The sequence below is a fragment of the Rathayibacter sp. YIM 133350 genome, assembly GCF_037404875.1.
Classification (GTDB): domain Bacteria; phylum Actinomycetota; class Actinomycetes; order Actinomycetales; family Microbacteriaceae; genus Orlajensenia.
On sequence record NZ_JBBELO010000007.1, the window covers coordinates 47833 to 68759 of the forward strand.

Genomic DNA, 20927 nt, shown 5'->3' on the forward strand with positions numbered 1-20927 from the left:
CCAGCTGTTTCTTGCGGCGCGCGGGCTGCCACGCACGACTCCTGCTCGGGGCCGGAAGAAGCTGCGCGAGCCCGACGGTAGGCTCGAAACGCGGCCGCGAGGACCGCGATTCACACCCGAACGACCGGCAATGGAGCCACACTGTGACCATGACTGCCCACACGCCCACCTCCGGACATCCGAGCGCACCGGGGGTGGCCACGGCCTCTCCGGGGTACCGCATCGAGACCGATTCCCTCGGCAGCGCGGAGGTTCCCGAAGACGCGTACTGGGGCGTGCACACACGGCGGGCGCTCGACAACTTCCCCATCGCGAAGCGCCCCATCTCGGTCTACCCCGACCTCGTACGCGCCCTCGCCATGGTCAAGCAGGCGGCCGCCCGCGCCAATCTCGAGGTGGGTGCGCTCAGCCCCGACAAGGCCAAGTGGATCGATTCCGCCTGCCAGCGCATCATCAACGGTGCGAGGCACGAACAGTTCGTGGTCGGCGTCATTCAGGGCGGTGCGGGCACCTCGACGAACATGAACGCCAACGAGGTCATCACCAACCTCGCGCTCGAGCTCGCCGGGTACGAGAAGGGCCGCTACGACATCCTGCACCCCATCGACGACGTCAACCGCAGCCAGTCCACGAACGACACCTACCCGACGGCCGTCAAGATCGCGCTCTCGTTCTCGCTCGCGCACCTGCTGCAGGAGCTCGCCCTGCTCAAGGAGTCGTTCGCGAAGAAGGGCGAGGAATTCGCGGACGTGCTGAAGGTGGGGCGTACCCAGTTGCAGGATGCGGTTCCCATGACCCTCGGGCAGGAGTTCCACGGCTACGCCACGACGCTCGGAGAGGACTACGACCGCCTGAGTGAGACGCTGTGGCTGCTGGCCGAGGTGAACATCGGCGCAACGGCCATCGGGACGGGCATCACGGCCGATCCGAACTATGCCACCTCGGCGATCGCGCACCTGCGCGAGATCACGGGGCTGAAGCTCGAGGCGGCGCCCGACCTCATCGAGTCCACGAGCGATGCGGGGGCGTTCATGTCGTTCAGCGGCTCGCTCAAGCGCAGTGCCATCAAGCTCTCGAAGATCTGCAACGACCTGCGACTGCTCTCCTCGGGCCCGCAGGCCGGCTTGGGCGAGATCAACCTGCCGGCGAAGCAGGCCGGCTCATCGATCATGCCCGGCAAGGTGAATCCCGTCATCCCCGAGGCGGTCAGCCAGGTGGCCTTCGCCATCGCGGGAACGGATGTGACCGTCACGATGGCTGCAGAGGCCGGCCAGCTGCAGCTGAACGCGTTCGAGCCCGTCATCGCGCATTCCCTGTTGCAGAGCCTGGCGTGGATGACACAGGCCTGCTGGACCCTGCGGGTCAACTGCGTCGACGGCATCACGGCCAACACCGAGCGCCTCGCCGCCATGGTGGCCTCGAGCGTCGGCGTGATCACCGCGCTCATCCCCTACATCGGCTATACCGAGGCCGCGAACCTCGCCAAGACGGCGTTGATCACCGGGCGTCCGGTCGCCGAACTCGTCGTGGAAGCGGGCCTGATGTCGATCGAGGAGGTCACCCGCAGGCTCTCTCCTGCCCGCCTGTCGGGCATCGCCGTGACGACCGCGACGCAGGCGTCGGAGAAGAAGGGCGAACCGGCGGAGTAGGGCCGCCGGGGCTCAGATGACCCGGCAGTGCGTGGTGAGGCTGCCGATGCCGCCGATGGAGACGGTGACGGTCGACCCGTCGCGCAGGAAGACGGGCGGCGTGCGGGAGTAGCCCGCGCCGCCGGGGCTGCCCGTCGAGATGAGCGTTCCCGCCGGCATCGTCGCCGACCGCGAGAGGTAGGAGATGATCTCGGCCACGGTGCGCACCATGTCGCCGCTGGAGGCATCCTGCAGGATGCGGCCGTCGAGGTTCGTGGTGAGCCAGACATCCTGCGGGTCGGGAATCTCGTCGGCAGTCACCACGACCGGACCGGTCGGGGTGAAGCCGTCGAACGACTTGCACCGCGACCACTGCGCCTCGCTGAACTGCAGGTCGCGGGCGGTGATGTCGTTGACGACGGTGTACCCCCAGACGTGGTCGAGGGCGTCGCGCACGGGCACGTTCCTCGCCGGCGTGCCGATGATGACGCCCAGTTCGGCCTCGTAGTCCACCTCGCGCGACAGGTCGCCCGGCCAGGTGGTCGTCATGTCGTGGCCGGAGAGCGAGTTGGGCCAGAGGGAGAACACCGTCATGGCGCTCTCGCTGCGCAGCTTGAGTTCCGAGGCGTGCGCCGCGTAGTTGGCGCCGATCGCGAGGATGTGCGGGGGACGCAGCACCGCCGAGGCGTGACGCAGGGTGCGCACCGGCGTGCGACGTGCGCCGGCGGCGACCGCCGCATCCACGGCCGAGCGCACGGCCGTCAGGCCCGAATCACCCTGCTCGATGAGCTGCTGGAGATCGACGGGGGCGTTCGGCATGACGTCGGCCAGGAAGAGTGCCTCGTCGTCGATGACGGCCGCGAACCGGGGCTCCGATTCGCCCTCGACCCTGAGATGCGCGAACTTCACACTGCCTAGGCTATCGGCGCTGCGGCGGGTACAGCCCGATCGCGGCCGCCGCCATTCACTGCGGCGCAGACGCCGTGACCACGGTCGCGTCGATCTGCTCGTCGCGCACGATCAGGGCGGTGAACCCCGCCTCCCGCAGGACCGCGGCGGTCACAGGGGCTTGGCGCCGGCTCGTCTCGATGACGAGGCGCCCTCCCGGGGTGAGCCACGAGAAAGCCTCCGCCGCGATGCGCCGGTGCAGGTCCAGGCCGTCGGTGCCTCCGTCGAGCGTCACGAGCGGCTCATGCTCGCGGGCCTCCGGCGGCATGAGGCGGATCTCATCGCTCGGAACGTACGGCGCGTTCACCGCCAGCACGTCGATGACGCCGCGCAGGTCTCGCGGCAGCGCGTCGAACAGGTCGCCCTCGAAGACCCGATGCGCCGGCAGGTTGCGACGGGCCACGCGCACCGCATCCGGCTGCAGGTCGCTCGCGTACACCGTCGCATCCGGCAGGGCGGCCTGCATGGCGGCGCCGATGGCGCCGGACCCGCAGCAGAGATCGACGAGCACCGCGTCACCTGGTGTTGCGGCGAGCGCCTCACGCACCACCAGTTCCGTGCGCCGACGCGGAACGAAGACGTTGGCATCCACGGCGACGCGCAGTCCGTAGAACTGCGCCCACCCCACGACGACCTCGAGCGGCTCTCCGGCGACACGGCGCTGCACCAGGCGTTCCAGGGCGTCGCTCGAGACGCCCGAGTGAAGCAGCACCGCTGCCTCCTCCTCGGCGAAGACGCACCCCGCCGCGCGCAGGCGCGTGGTGATCGTTGCGAGCTCTGACACGGCCAGTTATGCTACTCGGAACCCCGCGGCCGGAACCCCGGCGAAACGGCGTCGGGCCTGAGGGTTCCGGCGCGCGCCATCGCTAATGTCGGATGCGTGAAGCAGCACGTTCGAGACGAGGACGACGCCGCACGCCGGGATCATCGCCTCGGAGACCTGGACTGGATGCGATTGCCCGAGGGCACCGTGCGCAGCACCTTCGCAGCGCCCAGTGGGGAGCTGGCCATGATCTCGCTCGGGGATCCCGCCGATCCCCGAGTGCTGCTCGTTCCCGGCGCCACGGGATCGAAGGAGGACTTCATCCTCGTCATGCCGCTCCTCGCGCAGGCGGGCTTCTACGTGCAGAGCTACGACCTCGCCGGCCAGTACGAGTCGGCTGCCGCGGGTCCGCGAGAGGGCCGCTACACCTACGACCTGTTCGTCGATGACATGGTCGCCGTGATCGAAGCCGGAGCCCGTCCGGTGCACCTGCTGGGGTACTCCTTCGCAGGGGTCATCGCCCAGCTCGTCTCCGTGCGCAGGCCGGAACTGGTGGCGAGTCTGGCGCTGCTGGGGTGCCCGCCGCAGTCGGGGCTGGCGTACCGCGGCATCCCGGTCATCGGACCCATCAGCCGCGTCGTCACACCGCGCCAGGGCGCCGGCCTGATGATCTGGGGCGTCTCGACCAACAAGAACCGCGTGCTGCCCGGCCGGCTCGCGCTCGCCCGTCACCGCTTCGCCTACACCCGTCGTGAGAGTGTCGACGACATCATCGGGCTGATGTTCCGCACGCCCGACGTGTCGCCGGAGGTGCGGGCTACGGGCGTGCCGGTTCTCGTCACTGCTGGTGCCCGCGACCTGTGGCCCGCCCGGCTGCAGCGCGCGTTCGCGGAGCGGCTCGGTGCGCGGCTGGCGCTCTACGACACGGGGCACAGCCCGTGCGAGACGACACCGCATCAACTCGCCCGCGATCTCGTGGAGCACTATCGGCGGGCCGCGGCGGGCGACCTCGCGGCCTGAGAGTGGCCGGCCCTGCGTGCGCTGAGCGTGTCGAAGCGTCGTTCCGTGCGCCGGGCGCCGGCCCTTCGACAGGCTCAGGGACCGGGCTTCTGAGACGGCCACCCTTGTGTTCGCTGAGCCTTTCGAAGCGTCGTTCCGTGCGCCGGGTGTGGGCCCTTCGACAGGCTCAGGGACCGGGCCTGTGTGAGCGACCCAGCGCTGCGTTCGCTGAGCTTGTCGAAGCGTCGTTCCGTGCGCGGGGTGCCGGCCCTTCGACAGGCTCAGGGACCGGGCCTGTGCGAGCAATCCAGCCCTGCGTGCGCTGAGCTTGTCGAAGCGTCGTTCCGTGCGCGGGGTGCTGGCCCTTCGACAGGCTCAGGGACCGGACCTGTGCGAGCGACCCAGCCTTGTGTTCGCTGAGCCTGTCGAAGCGTCGTTCCGAACGCTGGGCGCGGGCCCTTCGACAAGCTCAGGGACCGGGACCCCCGTGCCGGCCCTTCGACAAGCTCACGGACCGGGCTTCAACAGGAAGTGACCGCTCCGACAGGGAGGTGAGGCCCGAACAGGAGGAAAATCCCGCATCCGTCCTGTTGACGCGCGCAATCCCTGTTGGAGTGCGGGATTCCTGTCGAGGGACGTGAGCGTGCCCGGCTTCGCCGACAGAGCCGGGTTCCCGTCACGGACCCGCGCTCGTGAAGCCCGCGATGCCGCGCTCCTCCTCGTACTCCTTGCGCGCGGCGCGCCGTCGCCATGGCGTTGCCTCGGGCAGGTGCATGCCCAGCGTTCCGAACGCCCACTCGATGCGCCGGGAGAATCCGTGCCACGTCGAGAACGGTCGCGCCGAGATGCCGACCCTGAGCGTGTCGTCGAAGGCCACGATCACCTCGGGACCGAGGTGCAGGCTGAGATCGAGGTCGTCGTGCACCTCGCGCAGTTCGCGGTGCACCTGCGAGCGCACGCGCCACCAGAGCTCCCGGCGCATGGCGAAGTTCGATCCGAAGAGCGGGGGATGGCCGAGCCAGATCGACATGGACCAGAAGTAGCCGCCGATGTAGAGCGCTTCGCCCAGCCACGCGAGGATCGGGTTGCCGTCGTAGAAGTCGCCGGGCCCGGTCAAGGCGTCGATCTCGGGGGTGGTGACGAACTCGGCCTCGATGTGCGCGAGCCAGTCGACGGGGGGAACCGAATCCGCGTCGAGCCGCGCGATGATGTCGCACGAGGCGGCGTCGTATCCGGCAGCAGCGGCCGGCCAGATGCCCCGCACCGGTTCGAGGATGACGCGCGCGCCGGCATCCGTCGCCACCTGGGCCGTGTCATCCGTCGACCCGTTGTCGACGACGATGACCTCGTCGGGCAGCAGCAGCTGGTCCCGCAGGGCCGCGAGGCACCGGCGCAGCATGTCGGCGTCGTTGAGCGCAGGAATGACGACGCTCACACTGGGCATGTTCCCTCCACCGCTCAGGCTACCGCCGCTGCCGCCCTCCAGAGATGTATTCCGGCGTAGCTGCGCCATGGCGCCCACGCGGCGCCTCGGGCAGCGAGGGCACGCTCCTGCGCCGGCAGTCCGAGACGATCGGCGCCCTGCCGGATGGCCAGGTCGCTCGTGAGCAGGATGTCGGGCGAACCGAGTACGCGCATGGCCACGTACCCGGCCGTCCAGGGCCCGATGCCCGGGAGGGCCTGCAGGGTCGCGGTCAGTTCGGCGGTGCTCATGCCGACGTCCAGGCGCAACCGGCCGTCGGCGAGTCGCTCGGCCACGCCGAGCATGGCGCCCACGCGCGCGGCGGGCCCGCGCAGCACGGCGGATCCGTTCTCGGCGATTGCCGCCGCCGTCGGGAACAGCACGCCCGAGTCGAACGGCTCACCGAGCGCCTCGGCGAGTCGACCGAGGGTGGTGCGTGCCGATGCCACCGACACCTGCTGACCCACGAGCGCACGGAAGAGGGTCTCGTCCGCGTCCACCGATCCCGGAACCCTCATTCCGGGCACCGCGGCAACAGAGGCGGCAAGCGCCGGGTCGGCCGCCAGGGCGGCGTCTATGGCGTCGGCATCCGCGTCGAGGTCGAGCAGGCGCCGGATGCGCCCGACGAGCGGCATCAGGTCGGCCAACGACGACAGCGTCGCCTCGCAGGCGATGGCGGGATTGCCCGACCCCTCGTCCACGCGCAGGCGAACGGATGCCGGCCCGTGCGGCAGCGCAACGGAACGCGCGTAGGTGACGCCGTCCCAGGCCTCCACGCCGGCGACGGCCCTGACGCCGTGGAACGCCAGCGCGCCGGCCCCGTCGAAGGGCGCCCGAGCCGGCAGGCGCAGGGAGACCGTCGTCGAGGCGACCGTCGGGTTCGACGAAGACGAGCCGTTCGGAGGCGCGGCAACCGGCGTGCCGCCGGGGGAGCGGAGTTCTCGCACGGTGGCCGCACCGGCGTGCGCAGCCGCCGAACGAGCGCCGGCGCGGCCGCGTGCCTTGGCACGAAGCTCGCGCGGGGACATCTCGTACACCGCGGCGATCGTCTCGTTGAACTGCCGCACGCTGCCGAACCCCGCCGCGAAGGCAACGTCGGCGACGGGCATGTCGGTGCTCGTGAGCAGCGCGCGCGCCGTCTGGGCACGATGCGCCCGCGACAGCGCGAGCGGCCCGGCGCCGAGCTCTGATTGCAGCACACGGGTGAGGTGCCGTGGGGTGTAGCCGAGGTGCGACGCCAGGCCAGGCACGCCCTCCCGCTCCACGACCCCGTCGGCGATCAGCCGCATCGCGCGGGCGGCGAGGTCGTCGCGCACGTTCCATTCGGGCGAGCCGGGAACGGCGTCGGGCAGGCAGCGCTTGCAGGCGCGAAGGCCCGCCTCGTGGGCGGCTGCGGCCGTGAGGTAGAAGGTGACGTTGGAGGGCTTGGGTGTCATCGCGGGGCAACTGGGCCGGCAGTAGATGCCCGTGGAGTGCACGCCGGTGATGAACTGACCGTCGAAGCGCGCGTCACGCGAACTCATGGCGCGGTAGCGCTCGGCGAACACGGGGTCGGTGAACGCCGTATCCGCTGACATCACGTGCGGGGAGGCCTGGGGCATGATTCCAGCCTGCCACGGCAGGTCCCCTCCGACGAGCGGTTTTCGGACATCGCCGCGTCGGTTCGCACCGCGCCATTCCCGGCCGGCTGTCAAGGGGCAGAGGCCGGCGGGGGCGGCTCGATAGCCTGAGCGCATGAGCGACGCGTCGAGTGCCCCGAAGAAGCATCCGTGGGATCCGATCGTCGCCTGGTTCACCGGCGTAATGCAGTGGGTACTCAGCACCAAGCCGGCCCGCGCCTTCCTGCGCTACCAGGAGCACCACGGGCCGATGCTCGCAGACAGCGTCACCTATCGCACCCTGTTCTCCATCTTCGCGGGCGTCTTCCTCGGCTTCGCGATCGCGGGCCTGTGGCTCGCGGGCAACCAGGATGCGATGGATGCCCTCGTGGCCACCCTCGGCACCGCCATCCCCGGCCTGGTCGGCGACGGCGGTCTCATCGACCCTGACGACCTGGTGCAGCCCCTGACGCTCAGCCTGGCCGGCGCCTTCGCGCTGGTGGGCCTCATCGGAGCGGCGATCGGCGCCATCCGTTCCCTGCGCATCGCACTGCGCACCGTCTCCGACGAGAGCGACGACAAGACCTTCTTCCTCTGGCTCACCCTGCGCGACCTCGGGCTGGCACTCGGCTTCGGCCTGGCGCTCGCCGCTGCGGCAGCCGTCACCTTCTTGAGCACGACCGCCCTCAACGTCGTCTTCGACTGGCTCGGCCTCTCCACGCGCTCCTGGATGTACCAAGGCGGTTCGCAGGCCATCAGCATCCTCGTCATCTTCGCCATCGACACGGCCGTCGTGGCCGTGATGTTCCGCTTGCTCTCGGGCCTGAAGCCCAACGCACGTTCCCTCTGGAGCGGCGCCATCATCGGCGGTGTCGGCCTCACCGTGCTGCAGGTGCTCTCGAGCCTGTTCGTGGGGGGCGCGAAGAGCAATCCGCTGCTCGCGAGCTTCGGATCACTCATCGCGCTGCTGCTCTGGATCAACTTCTCGGCACAGGTCATCCTCATCGCCTTCTCGTACATCGTCACCGGCGTTGAAGAGCAGACCGATCGGGTGAAGGCACGGTACGGCGCCCAGTCCATCGCCGAGCGCAACGTCAAGCGGGCGGAGCGCAAGGTGGCGAACGCCGCGGCGGAACTCGAGTCCGCCCGTGCCCAGGCCGCCAAGGCGCGCCCGGTCGCCACCGAGGCCTCCGCCGGGTCGTAGGCCGGCGCAGTCGTAGGGTGGGCGCATGATCGAGATGCTCAGGGCAGTGCTGGGGGAGTCGGTCTCGACGGATGCCGCGACCATGGACGCCGCTCGGGCCGACCGCTCGGGCTTCGTCGGCGAGGATGCTCCGCTCGCCGTCGTGTTCGCCCGCTCGGTCGATGAGGTGCAGGCGCTCCTGCGCTTTGCGAGCCAGTACGGCGTCGCCGTTGTTCCCCGGGGAACCGGAACGGGCCTTGCCGGCGGCGCGATCGCAAGCGACGGGGCGATCGTGCTCGATCTCTCCCGCATGAACCGCATCCTGTCGATCGAGCCCGACGACCAGTTGGCCGTCGTCGAACCGGGGGCCATCAACGCCGACCTCAGCCGGGCGGCACAGCCCTACGGTCTCTGGTTCGCTCCCGACCCCGCCTCCAAGGAAATCTCGACCATCGGCGGCAACATCGCCACCGGAGCCGGCGGGCTGCTCTGCGCCAAGTACGGCGTGACCCGGGAGGCGGTGCTCGGTCTCGCCGTCGTACTGGCCGATGGCCGTCTGCTCCGCACCGGCCACCGCACCGTCAAGGGCGTGACCGGCTACGACCTCACCGCCTTGCTCACGGGATCGGGAAGGCACTCTGGGGGTCATCGTCGAGGCGACGGTGCGCCTGGTCCCGCTTCCGCTGGGGGAGCCCGCGACGATCGGCGCGTTCTTCCCCGACGTCACCGCGGCGGCGCACGCCAGCGCGGCCATCACCGCGGCACGACTGCGGCCTGCCGTCATGGAACTGTGCGACACCGGCGCTCTCGCCGCGGTGATCGCGTACCTCGGACCCCAGGTGTTGGCCGGCACGCCCCTCGAGGCGATTCCGGATGCCGGCGCCGCGGCCTTCCTGCTCGTGCAGTTCGACGGTGCCACCGCCGCAGCCGACGCAGCCGTCGCCGTCGAGATCATCTCGGCCCAAGGCGGCTCCGCGCGGCTCGCGCCCAACGAGGCGGCGGGCGAGGCGCTGCTCGCCATACGGCGGGCCTTCCATCCCGCTCTTGCGGCACAGGGCGAGGTGCTCATCGAGGACGTCTCCGTTCCGCGCTCGCAGATGGCTGCGATGTTCGCCACCATCGACGAGATCTCGCGGCGCTCCGGCATCGCGATTCCGACCGTGGCGCACGCCGGAGACGGCAACCTGCATCCGAACTTCGTCTACACCGGCCGCGAGGTTCCGCAGGAGGTCTGGGCGGCTGCCGACGAACTGTTCCGGGCCGCCCTGTCCCTGGGCGGAACCCTCACGGGGGAGCACGGCGTCGGAGTTCTCAAGCGGCGGTGGCTGGCGGACGAGCTCGGCGACGACGGTTACGCGCTGCAACGGGAGATCAAGCGGGTCTTCGACCCCCAGGGCATCCTGAATCCGGGCAAGGTGTTCACCGAGTGAGCACCGGCAGCGCCCGCCCGGCTCCACCAGAAGGCCTCCGTCAGGAAGGATGAGCGCATGAGTTCCGTCACCTCGTCTCCGCAGCCGCCGCGCGCACCTGCGTGGAGTGCTCCCGCCCGCGCGCGCAGCAGCGTCGGTGTCGTACTCGCCGTCATCGGCATCCTCATCGGCGGGGTGGCATTCCTGCTCGTGCTGGCCTACCTCGCCCTCTCCCTCGGCGTCGCCTCCGTCGCCGTCGCCCTGGTACTCGCCCTGATCCCGCTCGCAGTGCTGCTGCTGGCCGTGCGCTGGATCGATCGGTGGGAACCCGAGCCCCGCGGAGCGCTGTGGTTCGCCCTGCTGTGGGGCGGCGGCGTCTCCGTCGTGCTCGCCCTCGTGGTCGACCTCGGCATCAGCGTCGCGGGCGCGGGGGAGGCGACGACCAATGCAGAGGTGCTCTCCACCACCGTGCAGGCGCCCATCGTCGAGGAGATAGCGAAGGGCCTGGGCGTGCTCATCCTCGCGTTCGCCGGCCGCCGCTATCTCGACGGCCCCGTGGACGGCATCGTCTACGCGGCAGTGATCGCCGCGGGCTTCACCTTCACCGAAGACATCCTGTACTTCGGCACCACCTACGTGGAGCAGGGTGCGGGCGGGCTCGCCGGCATCTTCGTGGTGCGCGAGATCTTCTCGCCGTTCGCGCACATGATGTTCACGGCCTGCACGGGAGCGGCCGTCGGATTCGCCGTCCAGCGCACCCGCGGCGCCGGCATCCTTGGCTATTGGGCACTCGGACTGGTTCCCGCGATGCTGCTGCACGCACTCTGGAACAGCGCCGGCTTCTTCGTCTCGGACTTCTTCGCCTACTACCTGCTCGTACAGGTGCCGTTCTTCCTCATCGCCGTCGTTCTCGTGATCCTCCTGCGTCGACGTGAGGCGCACGTGACCCGCGTGCGGTTGGAGGAGTACGCGGCGGCCGGTTGGTTCCTGCCGGGCGAGATCGACTGGCTGGCGACGCCATCGGGCAGGCGGCGGGCACGGGCGTGGGCGCGTGCCCAGCCCGGCGGAAAGTCGGCCGCCATGCAGCGCTTCACGCGGGATGCGACGAAACTCGCGTTCGCACGGCAGCGCGTGGTGCTCGGTCGTGCCGACATCGGCCAGCAGGACGACGAGCGCGAACTGCTCAACGCGATCGTGGCCGACCGGCATGCGCTGCTGGCCTGAGAGCCCAAAAACGGATTAAAAACTCGACGCCCGGTGGTGTGGCACTGCCGACGACTCGACCGGGCGAAGAGTTTTCTCCCTCTCAGGATGCGCCTTTTCCGCTGCGCTGGCAAGGGTGAGCATCCATCGAAGAGGGCGACCACGCGTTGGGATGAGCTGGGGGTTGCGTACGCGCGGTGATTGCCCTGCCCATGCCTTCAGGCTAAAATGTAGCCACATACCTACATTCGCAGGAGGCGACGATGGCTACGGTCACAGCGCGCGAGTTCAATCATGATGTCAGCGGAGCGAAAAGGCTCGCCGATCGCGAACCTGTGATCATCACCGATCGCGGAGCCCCGGCCTACGCGCTTATCACCATCGCCACGTACCGACAGTTGACCGGGCAGAAGCGCAACATCCTCAACGCGCTCCGTATCGAAGGCAGCGACGACATCGACTTCGACACCGAGCCGGTGCAGATCGAACTTCAAGCAGCTGACCTGTGAGCTGGCTCCTCGACACCAACATCGTCAGCGAACTGCGGAAGACCAACCCGAACCCAGGTGTCGCGTCATGGGCTGAGTCTGAAGATCCGCTCACCATGTACCTCAGCGCCGTCGTCGTATTCGAACTCGAGCTGGGTGTCCTACGTCAGGAACAGAAGGATTCCAGGCAAGGTGCAATCCTTCGCAGTTGGCTGGACGACCACGTACTCGCGGAGTTCAAGGACAGGATTCTGCCGGTGGACCTAGCTGTCGCTGTGGCAACCTCGCGTCTCCATGTCCCTGACCCGAAGCCGGTGAACGACACGTTCATCGCCGTCACCGCAAGAATCCACGGTCTCACTGTGGTCACCCACAACGCGAAGGATTTCGAGGGCACCGGAGTCCGCACCCTCGACCCCTGGTCGTAACCGAACGAACGGGAGGCCACGCGCCTGCGTTGCCGCCACGCCACCCCAGCCAAGGTCCCAGCCGTGTCACCAAGCCGGAAGGCCATCCTTCCACGGTGCTCTGGCGGCAACCCCACACGTGGTTCCACCGCAAGCTCGTACAGACGGTGCGGCAGGAGGATCGGCGCGTTGTACACGGAGTCGTCCAGCGGCCACAGCGGTTCTCATACCCGCCCACACGGTCGCTTTCACTCGTGACTGGTCCGGGTCGGCGTCCTCATCCCTCGGCTGAATGTCCTGGCCGGTGAGCCACGCCATGTACTGTCCAGTTAGTGGCCGCCCTTGTCAGGGTTCCGGACCAGGAATCGCAACGCCAACGCGCCAGCCAGCCCAGCGAAGGCACCAACCATCGACACGACATTCCACTCTGACGTGACCAACCCCATGACGAGAGCAGCGATCAGGAGGAGTATCGCGACGACCAGGAGCAGCGAAGCGAAGGCTTTCATCTATTGCAAATCCATCGCCGGTCCTGCCGTGTTCAACACGGTGGGGGAGCTTCATCCGCCGGGTAGGCGGCCCCAAACCAGTGATCCATGCTGGACGCTTAGAACAGATCCGGCGCCGCATCGGTGCAAGCCATCACTCCCCGCTTCGTCGCAGTCGTTGAGATACCCGGATGCTGAAGAAGAGAAGTATCCCTGTCGCCGCCGCTCCGAGCACGAAAATCCCCCACAAGCTGCCCCCATCGATTACGGAGATCACACCGAGGAACACGGTGGCCGCGCCAGCAACAGCCACCGCAATCCACATAACAGCCGCCGCAACCCAAGCACCGCGCGAAAAAACCACCGTCTGCGTCCCCTTCGCTTTTAGCACTGGAGTCCATCAACGAACAAGTAACCCCAAACGCATCGCTGCCGCGCCGACCTCCGCTTCTCCTGCGCCCGCGAAGGTAATGGCTGCGACTCCGAGCTCTGCTTCTCCCGACGTCATCGCCACCAATCCAGCGACGATACCAACAACGATTGCGGCGCCCAGCACGGCCTCGCCAGCGCACGCTAAAACGATAGCGTCGGTGCCCGTCGTGTCCGTGGCGTTCACCGGGTTACAGCTCGTGTACGCGTAGGGCATACCTTCTTGCCCGGACGGGTCATTCAACCATCAGCGCCTGCATTTGGAATCGGCTATCGAACCCCGGAATACCATCAGAACCACGCCTAGGAACCCCTGTCCGCGTGAACACGAAGCCTCTACCAAACCCCGTACGGTTCATCGACGGCGTCATCAAGAGGCACGGGTCTGGGGCTATCCGCCTCGGGCTCGGAGGAATCAAGACCGGCGCCGTCTGGCAGATGCGACGGGAGAAGCTGTCCAAGAGGGCAACCACACACTGGGATGAGCTGGCGGTGGCGTACGCCAGATGAGAGCGTCGAGGATGCCGCTGGCCGCGAATCCGGCGGCCACGAAACGGAACCACGTGCTCTCGCGGGCTTCACGCGCGAGCAGGGGTGCACGTCGCGGAGCTCAGCACTTGCCCGAGCGAGATGGACAGCGAGAGACCGGCGCGATCACCGTCAATTCCCGGACGGCTTGCGATCGTTCACCGCCAGCAGCCAGAAGGTGGCTGCGAGGAGAGCGAGAAGGAACCCGATCACCCATCCGGAGATTGGTGTCGATGGCTGCATAAAACTGAATGTCAGTGTGCATAGCAGCGAGAACCACAGGATTAGGCCGACTATCAGCAAAACCTTCTGCGGCCGGCGAAACGTCCGAAACCGGCCAACCGCGAGCGTGACGGATATCCCGAACATCAGCCCCGCGATAACGAAGATGAGCCCGAACACAAGTTCCCGTGTCGTTGCCAAGAGGGAGAGGGTGAAAAGGCCTACCAGAAAAGCTATTGCACCTCCGGCGCTCCACAGTCGGCGGCCGCCCGACGGATCCGAGCCGCGACGCTCATCCGTCATTCCCAACCTGCGCCTTCAGAAACGAGAGTACCGAACACCGAGCCAGCAACGGCCCCAAGGGCCGGGCATCCCAGTGAGGCGGCGAGGCTGATTCCGGCGGTCGGGATTGCAGAGCCGGTTGCGAGGCCAAAGCACGTTCCGGTCACCACGAATCCGACGACCGCGCCAAAGTAGCTCGAAACCAAGCCGATACCAATGTCTTCACCTGTAACAGTTCCGGTCGGGTCGGTTCCGTTGACTGGGTTGCATTGAGTGTAGGCGTACGGCATCCTCTCCTGTCCGGACGGGTCCATCTGCGTGAATCGTCCGAGGGTGGGGTCGTAGTAGCGGGCGCCCAACTTGTAATACCCGGAGTTGGTGTCGAGGTAACCACCGGTGTATCGGATCTTGTTGACGACCGCGGTGGCGGTGGTGGCTGCTGCTCGGATTTCCCCGTAGGGGCTGTAGGAGTAGCCGCCTTCCCAGGCGCCAGTGCTGGACAGAAGTCCGACAACACTGCCGAGCATGTCGGTGATGTAGTAGTGGCTGCTGCCGCCGCTGCGCAGACTGACGGGAGTGCCGTGGCTGTCGCGGGTGATGTACCCGGTGACCCCGGCATCGGTTCCGGAGGCGAGGCCGAGAGCGGAGGTGGTGAAGGTGCCGGTGCCTGAGCTGAGGCGTTCGGTGTTGCCGTCGCCGAAGTAGGCTTGCGCGGTTCCGCCGATGCTACGGGCGGCGCCGCGGTCATCGACGGTTTGGGTGGTGCCGGCGCGGCCGTTGTTTGTTTGGTTGCCGGCGGCGTCGTAGGTCCAGCTGCTGGTGGAGCCGGTTGCGGTGGCGATCTCGTTGGCGTTGTTGTACGTGTAGCTGATCGTGCCGGCGGTGGCGCCGGTGGATCCGGATCGGGTGTTGCTGAGCCGGTTGCCTGCTGCGTCGTACGTGTAGGTCCATGCTGCGGTCTGGGTGGACCCGGATGTCTCGACAGCGCTGAGCAGGTGCCGTTGACTGTCGTAACCGTACGTGGTCACCGCCCCGGCGGTCACGCCCTGCTCCTTGAAAGCGGTGCGGGTCTGCAGGGTGAACTGGTCGGCGCTGCCGTTGGTGTAGCTGTACCCGATGCTGACCTGGGTGGTGCCGGCGGCGTCCTTCCCGGTGATCTTGGTCGGCCGACCCGACGCGTCGTACTCATGGGTGACGATGGCACCGCCCGGGAACACTCTGCTCTTCTCGATGTTGTTGGCGTAGTAATCCAACTGGGTGCAGCCTGAGTTTGTGGCGGGCGTTCCCGAGGAGGGGCAGGCGCCGCCGGGCTCTTGGATGGTCTTGAGCAGGTTGTTGTTGAAGTAACGGTAGGCGGTCTTCCCGCCGCCGTCTTGGAAGGAGGCCAAGTTCCCGACCGGGTCATAGGAGAACTTCTGCACCACACTGTTCGGTCCGCCCTGCCGGGTCAGGTGACCCTGAGCGTCATACTCGTACGTCTCAGAGTCGGCCGCGTACGAGTCGGTCACGGACTTGCGGAGCCCGTTCGGGTTGTAGCTGGTGGTGAGGGTGTCATTGTCGTCGAAGGTGATCAGCGTCTGCCGGTCCGCCAAGCTGTACCCGTAGTCGGTGTCCAACCCGCGCCCATCGATGACCGTGGTGAGCCGGCCGAGGGTGTCATAGAAGTTCTGGGTGGAACCCAGCGGGGCTGGCGGGATCACCTTCGTCAAATCCCCAGCCGCGTTGTACTGATAGGTGGTGACTTTCCCGCGCGCGTCGGTCGCGGTGCAGATCTGCCCGGCATAGTTGCTGCAGGAACCGTGTCCGTCGGAGTACGTGTAGGTGCTCAGGGTGACCGGAGTCGCCGCGGTTGCGTCCAGCTTGGTCAACACGTTACCGGCGGCGTCGTAACTGTAGGCGTCCTTATGCCCAGCCGGGTCGGTGGTGCAGGTGGGTTGGTAACCGGTGCCGCTGGTCGCGGGGGTACTCGCCGGCGCGGACCCGCAGGTGGTGCCCTGCCCGTACAGTGCGGTCGCCGCCGCTCCGGTGGGGATCTCGGCTCTGGTGGTGTTGAACAGGGCGTCGTAGCTGTAGGTGGTCTTCTTGCCCTGAGTCTGTCCCGACTGCAACGCGTCCGTGGTGGTTTCCACATCCGAGTTCGGCTTCCAGGTCTGTTCCCGTTTCCGGTTCAGCGCGTCCGTCGCCGAGGTCACCCGCCCGAGGGTGTCATACGCGTACGTGCTGGTGTGGTTGTTGGGATCCGCTACCGCCGTCGAGGAGGTGCTGTAGGTGAACCCGGTGACGATGTCCGACCCGTCACCCCAGGTCGGCGAGGTGGACTTCTGCGTCACCGACACCACCCGGGAGCCGCTGTCGTAGCCGAACTTGACCACGGTCGTGCCTGGGGCGGCCGGCACCGTGATCGTGGACAACCGGCCGGCAGCGTCATACGTGTAGGACTCGACCGTGCCATCCGGTGCAGTGACTTTGCCCAACTGGCCGTACGCGGTTTGGGCGTATTTGGTTTGCCGGCCCGCGGAATCGGTGATCACCGTCGGCACCGTCCCTGAGAGAGTCACATCCGCGTACCGGCCTGAGGCTTGCAGTGCACGGGTGATCGCGTTGCCGGAGTATTGGTAGGTGACGCCGACACCGTTGCGGTCCAGATCCGCGGTCAGGAACCCGGACCCGTTGAAGAACAACTCCTCCCCGGTGCGTGTGTAGGAGAGCTGGAACACTCGGTCGGGGTTCCCGGTCTGGGCTTTCAGGATCGCGTTGAAGCCCGCCGGTGTGGTGTACCCGGTGCCGGTGTTCGTGAAGCTCTCCTGGATTCCGGACGGCCCGTAGAACACCTGGGTGGCACCCCCATCGGAGGTGTACAAGCCGACGTCGCGGGCGGCGATCGAGGACGACCAACCCCCACCGAACACGCCCTGCGAGCGGGACAGGCCGTTGTAGAACCGGTCCGCCCGCAACCCCACCCCCGGCCCGGTGATGGCGGTGTCGTTGGAGGTAACGAGCAGGTTCCCGTTCGCCACGTTCACCCGGGCGACCGTGCGATCCGACAACGGGAAATCGATGAACGACATGAACGGCAGCGACCCCAACCCCGGCGCGCCCACCGTCGTGCCAGCGGGCGCGTTCTGCGGCGACGCCTGCGCATTCGGGTTCGCGCTCGTGGATGATGTCACCCGCGGTGTCGCGTCCGGCGCCCACTGTGTCGATGGGGCGCCCGCAGCAGCTTGCGCCCCATCATCCGCAGTGGTCGGTGGGGTCCACACATCAGCCGCCGGCAACGCCTCGGTGCGAACCTGTGGTGCGGCCGCAGCCGGTGAGGTCACGGCGCCGACAGTGAGCAGTGCGCTGATAGCGGTTCCGGCGAGAAGCGCGCGTGCACGCATGATGAAGCTCCCAAGACAATCGGTGGATCCCCGCTGCGATCACGCCGGACCAAGAGCCTCGACCTCGCTTCGACTGAAGCTTCCCGCACCCGCTGAAGAGTGTCAAGCAAATTCTGAGGGATGCTCATTCGATGGTGCGCATGAGCTACGCGAGCTCAGCCGCGAGTCCGCCCGCCGGCCGCAGTTCGCACCTGAGAACCTCGGGCAGCGACGACGATGTTGCTCTGCTTGATGATGATGATTTCGGAATCTGGTTGGACTCCCTCTGCGGTATCGGCCCACTGGATGGCCGCACACGAGCACCCGCTGGGACTGGGAACCAGGGAAGTAATGCGGGGGAGTGATCCGGCCGGTGTGCGGTGAGCATCCGTCGCGAAGGTGCGTGCGCGGCCGGGATCGGCTTGGATGGGGACATGACTGATCTGAACAGCAAGCCAGAAGCGGACTTTCCCGAGGGACCCGCGCCCGAGGTGCTCGTCATCGAAGACGTCGTCGTCGGTGACGGCGCTGAGGCGCAGGCATCCTCAACGGTCGATGTGCACTACCTCGGCTACGAGTACGACACCGGCGAGGAGTTCGACTCGTCGTGGAGCCGCGGTGAATCGATCAACTTCCCCCTGCGCTCGCTCATCGCGGGCTGGCAGGAGGGCATCCCCGGAATGAAGGTGGGCGGTCGGCGCAAGCTCGTCGTTCCTCCGCACCAGGCGTACGGTCCTGCCGGCGGCGGTCACCGGCTCTCGGGCAAGACCCTCGTCTTCATCATCGACCTGCGGGGCGTCAGCTGATCGGAGTCAGCTGACCCGACTGCGCTCGCCGTCGTCGACCACCTCGTCGACGACGGCGAGCGCGCGCACGTCCTCCAGCAGGCGGAAGTGCCCCGCGAACGGCAGCCGGATGTTGCGCTCGGCACCGGCGAGAAAGCTCCCGTCGGGAACGACCAGGTCGAGGCTGCTGTAGACCGAGGTGATCCGTGCGTTGACGTCGGTGATCGCGGAGAAGCGCAGCAGTGCCGCGTCGCGCGGCGAGAACTCCCGCAATTCTCGGCGCACGGCGTAGCGCGCGAGCCGGGAACCGGAGAACGGCGTGTTGATCGCCACCATCCGGGTGATGCGCGCCCGCTCCTCCGACTCGACCATGACCCATTTCCCGATCAAGCCCCCCTTGCTGTGGGCCACGATCACGACGTCGCTCAGCCCGCGCGAGGCGAGCAGGTCGGCCGCCGCGCGTCCCGCCTCCGCGATTCTCGAGCGGTTGTAGCCCAACTGGGGCAGCAGGTGCACGGGATGCCCCGCCCCGGCCAGTCGCGCGGCGACGGGCCGCATGAACCGCCAGTCCTCGTAGATGCCCGGGAGCATGAGCACCGGACGCTTCGAGCCGCTGCTCGCGTACTCATTCGGGTCGTGGCGGGTGCTCACCGCCTCCCACCAGCGTGCGAACACGAAGGCGTAGTCGCGCACGAGGCTCACACCGATGGCGAGCGGATTCACGGCGCGGACGTGTTCTGGCGCGGCGCGCTTCGGGTGGCCTGGCCGCCCTGCGCGAACGTCGCGATGATGCCCGATGCCCGCTCGGCGTCGGTGTACATGCCCACGTGCGCCTGGCCCGGCAACTCCACCATGGTGCCTGCGGGAAGGGCGCCGGCGATGGCCCGGTTCCAGACGCGCGGCGAAATGGGGTCGTGCTCCCCACGCATCACGAGCGCGGGCTGCGAGACGCGTGCCGCTCGCGTCAGCAGGGGGTAATCCCTCATGACGGGCGCGATCTTGAGCATCCACCGCGGCCCACAGCGCAGATAGTCCGTGAAGACGATGAGGTTCACGTCGAGCCGTTCCTTGAGGCTGTCCTGCGCCAGCCGAAGCGCCTGCTTGGTCACTGAGCGTTCCGCGGGATTGGTGACCGCACCGATCAGCACGACGCGGCCAACGGCATCCGGTGCCCGCAGGGCGAATTCCGTGGTGATCTGCGTGCCCATGGAATGGCCCACGACGGTGGCGTCGGCGAGGTTCTCATGCCGGGCCCAGGCGGCGAGCAGGTCGGCGTAGCGTTCGATGGATGCCGCGTGCCGAGGCTCGGGGGTCGAGCCCATACCGGGCAGCTCCAGTGCGATGACCGCGCCGTACGGGGCCAGCGCCCGGGCGAGCGGCCCGAAGTACCGTGAGGCCACGCCGATGCCGTGAACGAGCACGAAGAGCGCATCCGTGGGGCCGTCGAGGTGCTTCGCCACGAGGGTGAGGTCATCGTGCGTGAACCGCTCCTCCCGCGAATACTGCGGCTGGGCACTGGCTCCTGCCCGTCTGGTCTTCACGTCGTCCTCTCGCTCCCGGCACGCCTCAGGGGTGAGGCATCGTGCGGCGAACCTCAGGCTAACGCCTCAGGGTGAGCCCGCATGCGGGTTGCGCAGCGGCTGCTTAGGCTGGCACGACACTCTCCGACAGTAAGGGCCGCCCGTGACCAACCACGTTCAGCGGAGCAGCCGATGGCGGGCCTTCGTGCCGTACGCGCTCGTGGGCATGGCCCACGTCGTCCTCGTGCTGACCGGTCCGGAACCCGCCGCGGCTGTATCCAAGGCGCTGCTCATGCCCGCGCTGGCCCTCGGACTGTTCCTGTCGGCGCGGTCGCTGCGGCGAGCGGTCGTGCTCAGCACTCTCGCGGCGCTCGTGTTGTCGTGGCTCGGCGACGTCGTTCTGGGCCTGCCGTGGGCGAACTCCTTCGTGATCGGGCTGGCAGCGTTCCTGCTCGCCCACGCCGCCTACCTCGTGCTGTTCCTCGCCGTGCTGCGGCTGCGCCGTCCCCGTCTGTGGGCCGGCGTCTACGTTCTCTGGTTCGTCGCCTTCGTCGCCGTGCTGGGGCCATCGCTCGGTGCGCTCTTCGTGCCGGTCGCCGTCTACGGCGCGGTTCTCGGGGCCATGGCGGCCTTCGCGTCCGGCGGCTCCCGGATGCTGGCGGCCGGCGGCGCGCTCTTCGTCGCCTCCGACAGCCTGCTCGCGTTCCTGACGTTCTGGCCGGGCATCCGCTTTCCCGGCGTGGACGCCCTCATCATGGCGGGCTACATTCTCGCGCAGGGCCTGATCATCGCCAGTGTGGTGCGAACCTCCGCGGCATCGAGGCAGCCGGATCCCGATGGCGATGTCGCGCCCGCGTTCGAGGGAGCGGCGTAGCCGGACGTAGCTAGAGGGCCGCGGCGGCCGCTGCACTCGGGCGCTGACCGGCCTCGCGCACGCGATCCACGAGCGTGCGCCACGGACCCTGCACCTGCTGTTCGGCGAGTGTCGCCTCTCGCGTGGGCGGGTGCGCCTGGGGCTCCTCGTACCGGATGCGGTAGACGAACCGATCCGGAGTCGCGGGGGCGGCCGGAACCTCGTCCCAGGGCAGCTCGCTCACCAATAGCCTCCAGTCGGGAGCGTCGGGTTGGTCGTCGATGACGACCTGCCAGGTCATCCTCATTCCGGCGAACCCGCCGGAACGCGAGACGATCACCCTCATGCGGGCGATGCTACTCCCGTCGCCGGG

General features: G+C 68.0%; 19 protein-coding genes and 1 pseudogene. 10 read left to right on the forward strand and 10 right to left on the reverse strand.

The window, feature by feature from the left end; translation table 11 throughout:
- The first annotated feature begins 149 nt into the window (after positions 1 to 149).
- Positions 150 to 1649, forward strand: a complete 1500-nt coding sequence (locus WDJ51_RS01165; RefSeq protein ID WP_337850586.1) for an aspartate ammonia-lyase — start codon at positions 150 to 152, stop codon at positions 1647 to 1649.
- A 12-nt stretch (positions 1650 to 1661) separates the two neighbouring features.
- Here WDJ51_RS01165 and WDJ51_RS01170 read toward each other — a convergent pair whose 3' ends face one another.
- Positions 1662 to 2537 (reverse strand): fumarylacetoacetate hydrolase family protein, encoded by an 876-nt coding sequence (locus WDJ51_RS01170; RefSeq protein WP_337850587.1) that lies wholly within the window; start codon positions 2535 to 2537, stop codon positions 1662 to 1664.
- A 55-nt stretch (positions 2538 to 2592) separates the two neighbouring features.
- Positions 2593 to 3360, reverse strand: coding sequence for a putative protein N(5)-glutamine methyltransferase (locus tag WDJ51_RS01175; RefSeq protein ID WP_337850588.1), 768 nt, complete (start codon positions 3358 to 3360; stop codon positions 2593 to 2595).
- A 96-nt stretch (positions 3361 to 3456) separates the two neighbouring features.
- Here WDJ51_RS01175 and WDJ51_RS01180 point away from each other — a divergent pair, with 96 nt between their 5' ends.
- Positions 3457 to 4359 (forward strand): alpha/beta fold hydrolase, encoded by a 903-nt coding sequence (locus WDJ51_RS01180; RefSeq protein WP_337850589.1) that lies wholly within the window; start codon positions 3457 to 3459, stop codon positions 4357 to 4359.
- A gap of 655 nt (positions 4360 to 5014) precedes the next feature.
- On the opposite strand, the gene WDJ51_RS01185 is transcribed toward WDJ51_RS01180, so the two are convergent.
- Together WDJ51_RS01185 and WDJ51_RS01190 are read right to left on the reverse strand one after the other, a co-directional pair.
- The gene (locus WDJ51_RS01185) at positions 5015 to 5782 is read right to left on the reverse strand and encodes a glycosyltransferase family A protein (protein ID WP_337850590.1); all 768 of its coding nucleotides are present in this window, start codon (positions 5780 to 5782) and stop codon (positions 5015 to 5017) included.
- A 14-nt stretch (positions 5783 to 5796) separates the two neighbouring features.
- Positions 5797 to 7401 carry a DNA-3-methyladenine glycosylase 2 family protein gene (locus tag WDJ51_RS01190; RefSeq protein WP_337850591.1) on the reverse strand — a complete coding sequence of 535 codons (1605 nt, stop codon included), beginning with the start codon at positions 7399 to 7401 and terminating at the stop codon, positions 5797 to 5799.
- A 133-nt stretch (positions 7402 to 7534) separates the two neighbouring features.
- Between WDJ51_RS01190 and WDJ51_RS01195 the strand changes: the two genes are divergently transcribed.
- The 5 genes and pseudogenes from WDJ51_RS01195 to WDJ51_RS01215 all read left to right on the forward strand — a co-directional run bounded on the left by WDJ51_RS01195 (position 7535) and on the right by WDJ51_RS01215 (position 12109).
- Positions 7535 to 8602 (forward strand): YihY/virulence factor BrkB family protein, encoded by a 1068-nt coding sequence (locus WDJ51_RS01195; protein WP_337850592.1) that lies wholly within the window; start codon positions 7535 to 7537, stop codon positions 8600 to 8602.
- Positions 8603 to 8627: 25 nt separating this feature from the next.
- A pseudogene (locus tag WDJ51_RS01200) lies at positions 8628 to 10011 on the forward strand (FAD-binding oxidoreductase).
- 57 nt (positions 10012 to 10068) lie between these two features.
- Complete coding sequence (locus WDJ51_RS01205) at positions 10069 to 11214, forward strand: PrsW family intramembrane metalloprotease (protein WP_337850593.1); 1146 nt, start codon at positions 10069 to 10071, stop codon at positions 11212 to 11214.
- 242 nt (positions 11215 to 11456) lie between these two features.
- Positions 11457 to 11702 carry a type II toxin-antitoxin system prevent-host-death family antitoxin gene (locus tag WDJ51_RS01210; protein WP_337850594.1) on the forward strand — a complete coding sequence of 82 codons (246 nt, stop codon included), beginning with the start codon at positions 11457 to 11459 and terminating at the stop codon, positions 11700 to 11702.
- Complete coding sequence (locus tag WDJ51_RS01215; RefSeq protein WP_337850595.1) at positions 11699 to 12109, forward strand: type II toxin-antitoxin system VapC family toxin; 411 nt, start codon at positions 11699 to 11701, stop codon at positions 12107 to 12109. The genes WDJ51_RS01210 and WDJ51_RS01215 overlap by 4 nt, the downstream gene beginning before the upstream one ends.
- Positions 12110 to 12976: 867 nt before the next feature.
- On the opposite strand, the gene WDJ51_RS01220 is transcribed toward WDJ51_RS01215, so the two are convergent.
- Positions 12977 to 13222 carry a hypothetical protein gene (locus tag WDJ51_RS01220; RefSeq protein WP_337850596.1) on the reverse strand — a complete coding sequence of 82 codons (246 nt, stop codon included), beginning with the start codon at positions 13220 to 13222 and terminating at the stop codon, positions 12977 to 12979.
- A 104-nt stretch (positions 13223 to 13326) separates the two neighbouring features.
- On the opposite strand from WDJ51_RS01220, the gene WDJ51_RS01225 reads away from it, so the two are divergent.
- Positions 13327 to 13515, forward strand: coding sequence for a DUF4113 domain-containing protein (locus WDJ51_RS01225; protein ID WP_337850597.1), 189 nt, complete (start codon positions 13327 to 13329; stop codon positions 13513 to 13515).
- 150 nt (positions 13516 to 13665) lie between these two features.
- On the opposite strand, the gene WDJ51_RS01230 is transcribed toward WDJ51_RS01225, so the two are convergent.
- A complete protein-coding gene (locus WDJ51_RS01230; protein WP_337850598.1) occupies positions 13666 to 14058 on the reverse strand; it encodes a hypothetical protein in 393 nt (130 codons plus the stop codon).
- Positions 14055 to 17417, reverse strand: a complete 3363-nt coding sequence (locus WDJ51_RS01235) for an RHS repeat-associated core domain-containing protein (protein ID WP_337850599.1) — start codon at positions 17415 to 17417, stop codon at positions 14055 to 14057. Before WDJ51_RS01235 ends, WDJ51_RS01230 begins: the two co-directional genes overlap by 4 nt.
- A 413-nt stretch (positions 17418 to 17830) precedes the next feature.
- Between WDJ51_RS01235 and WDJ51_RS01240 the strand changes: the two genes are divergently transcribed.
- On the forward strand, positions 17831 to 18202 hold the full coding sequence (locus WDJ51_RS01240) for an FKBP-type peptidyl-prolyl cis-trans isomerase (protein WP_337850600.1): 372 nt from the start codon (positions 17831 to 17833) through the stop codon (positions 18200 to 18202).
- A 6-nt stretch (positions 18203 to 18208) separates the two neighbouring features.
- Here WDJ51_RS01240 and WDJ51_RS01245 read toward each other — a convergent pair whose 3' ends face one another.
- Both WDJ51_RS01245 and WDJ51_RS01250 read right to left on the reverse strand, forming a co-directional pair.
- Entirely contained in the window at positions 18209 to 18904 is a 696-nt protein-coding gene (locus tag WDJ51_RS01245; protein ID WP_337850601.1) for an esterase/lipase family protein, read from the reverse strand.
- Positions 18901 to 19722, reverse strand: a complete 822-nt coding sequence (locus WDJ51_RS01250) for an alpha/beta fold hydrolase (protein WP_337850602.1) — start codon at positions 19720 to 19722, stop codon at positions 18901 to 18903. Before WDJ51_RS01250 ends, WDJ51_RS01245 begins: the two co-directional genes overlap by 4 nt.
- Before the next feature lie 142 nt (positions 19723 to 19864).
- Between WDJ51_RS01250 and WDJ51_RS01255 the strand changes: the two genes are divergently transcribed.
- The gene (locus tag WDJ51_RS01255) at positions 19865 to 20575 is read left to right on the forward strand and encodes a lysoplasmalogenase (RefSeq protein WP_337850603.1); all 711 of its coding nucleotides are present in this window, start codon (positions 19865 to 19867) and stop codon (positions 20573 to 20575) included.
- Between the two features lie 10 nt (positions 20576 to 20585).
- Here WDJ51_RS01255 and WDJ51_RS01260 read toward each other — a convergent pair whose 3' ends face one another.
- Positions 20586 to 20900, reverse strand: a complete 315-nt coding sequence (locus WDJ51_RS01260; RefSeq protein ID WP_337850604.1) for a protealysin inhibitor emfourin — start codon at positions 20898 to 20900, stop codon at positions 20586 to 20588.
- Positions 20901 to 20927: the final 27 nt, after the last annotated feature.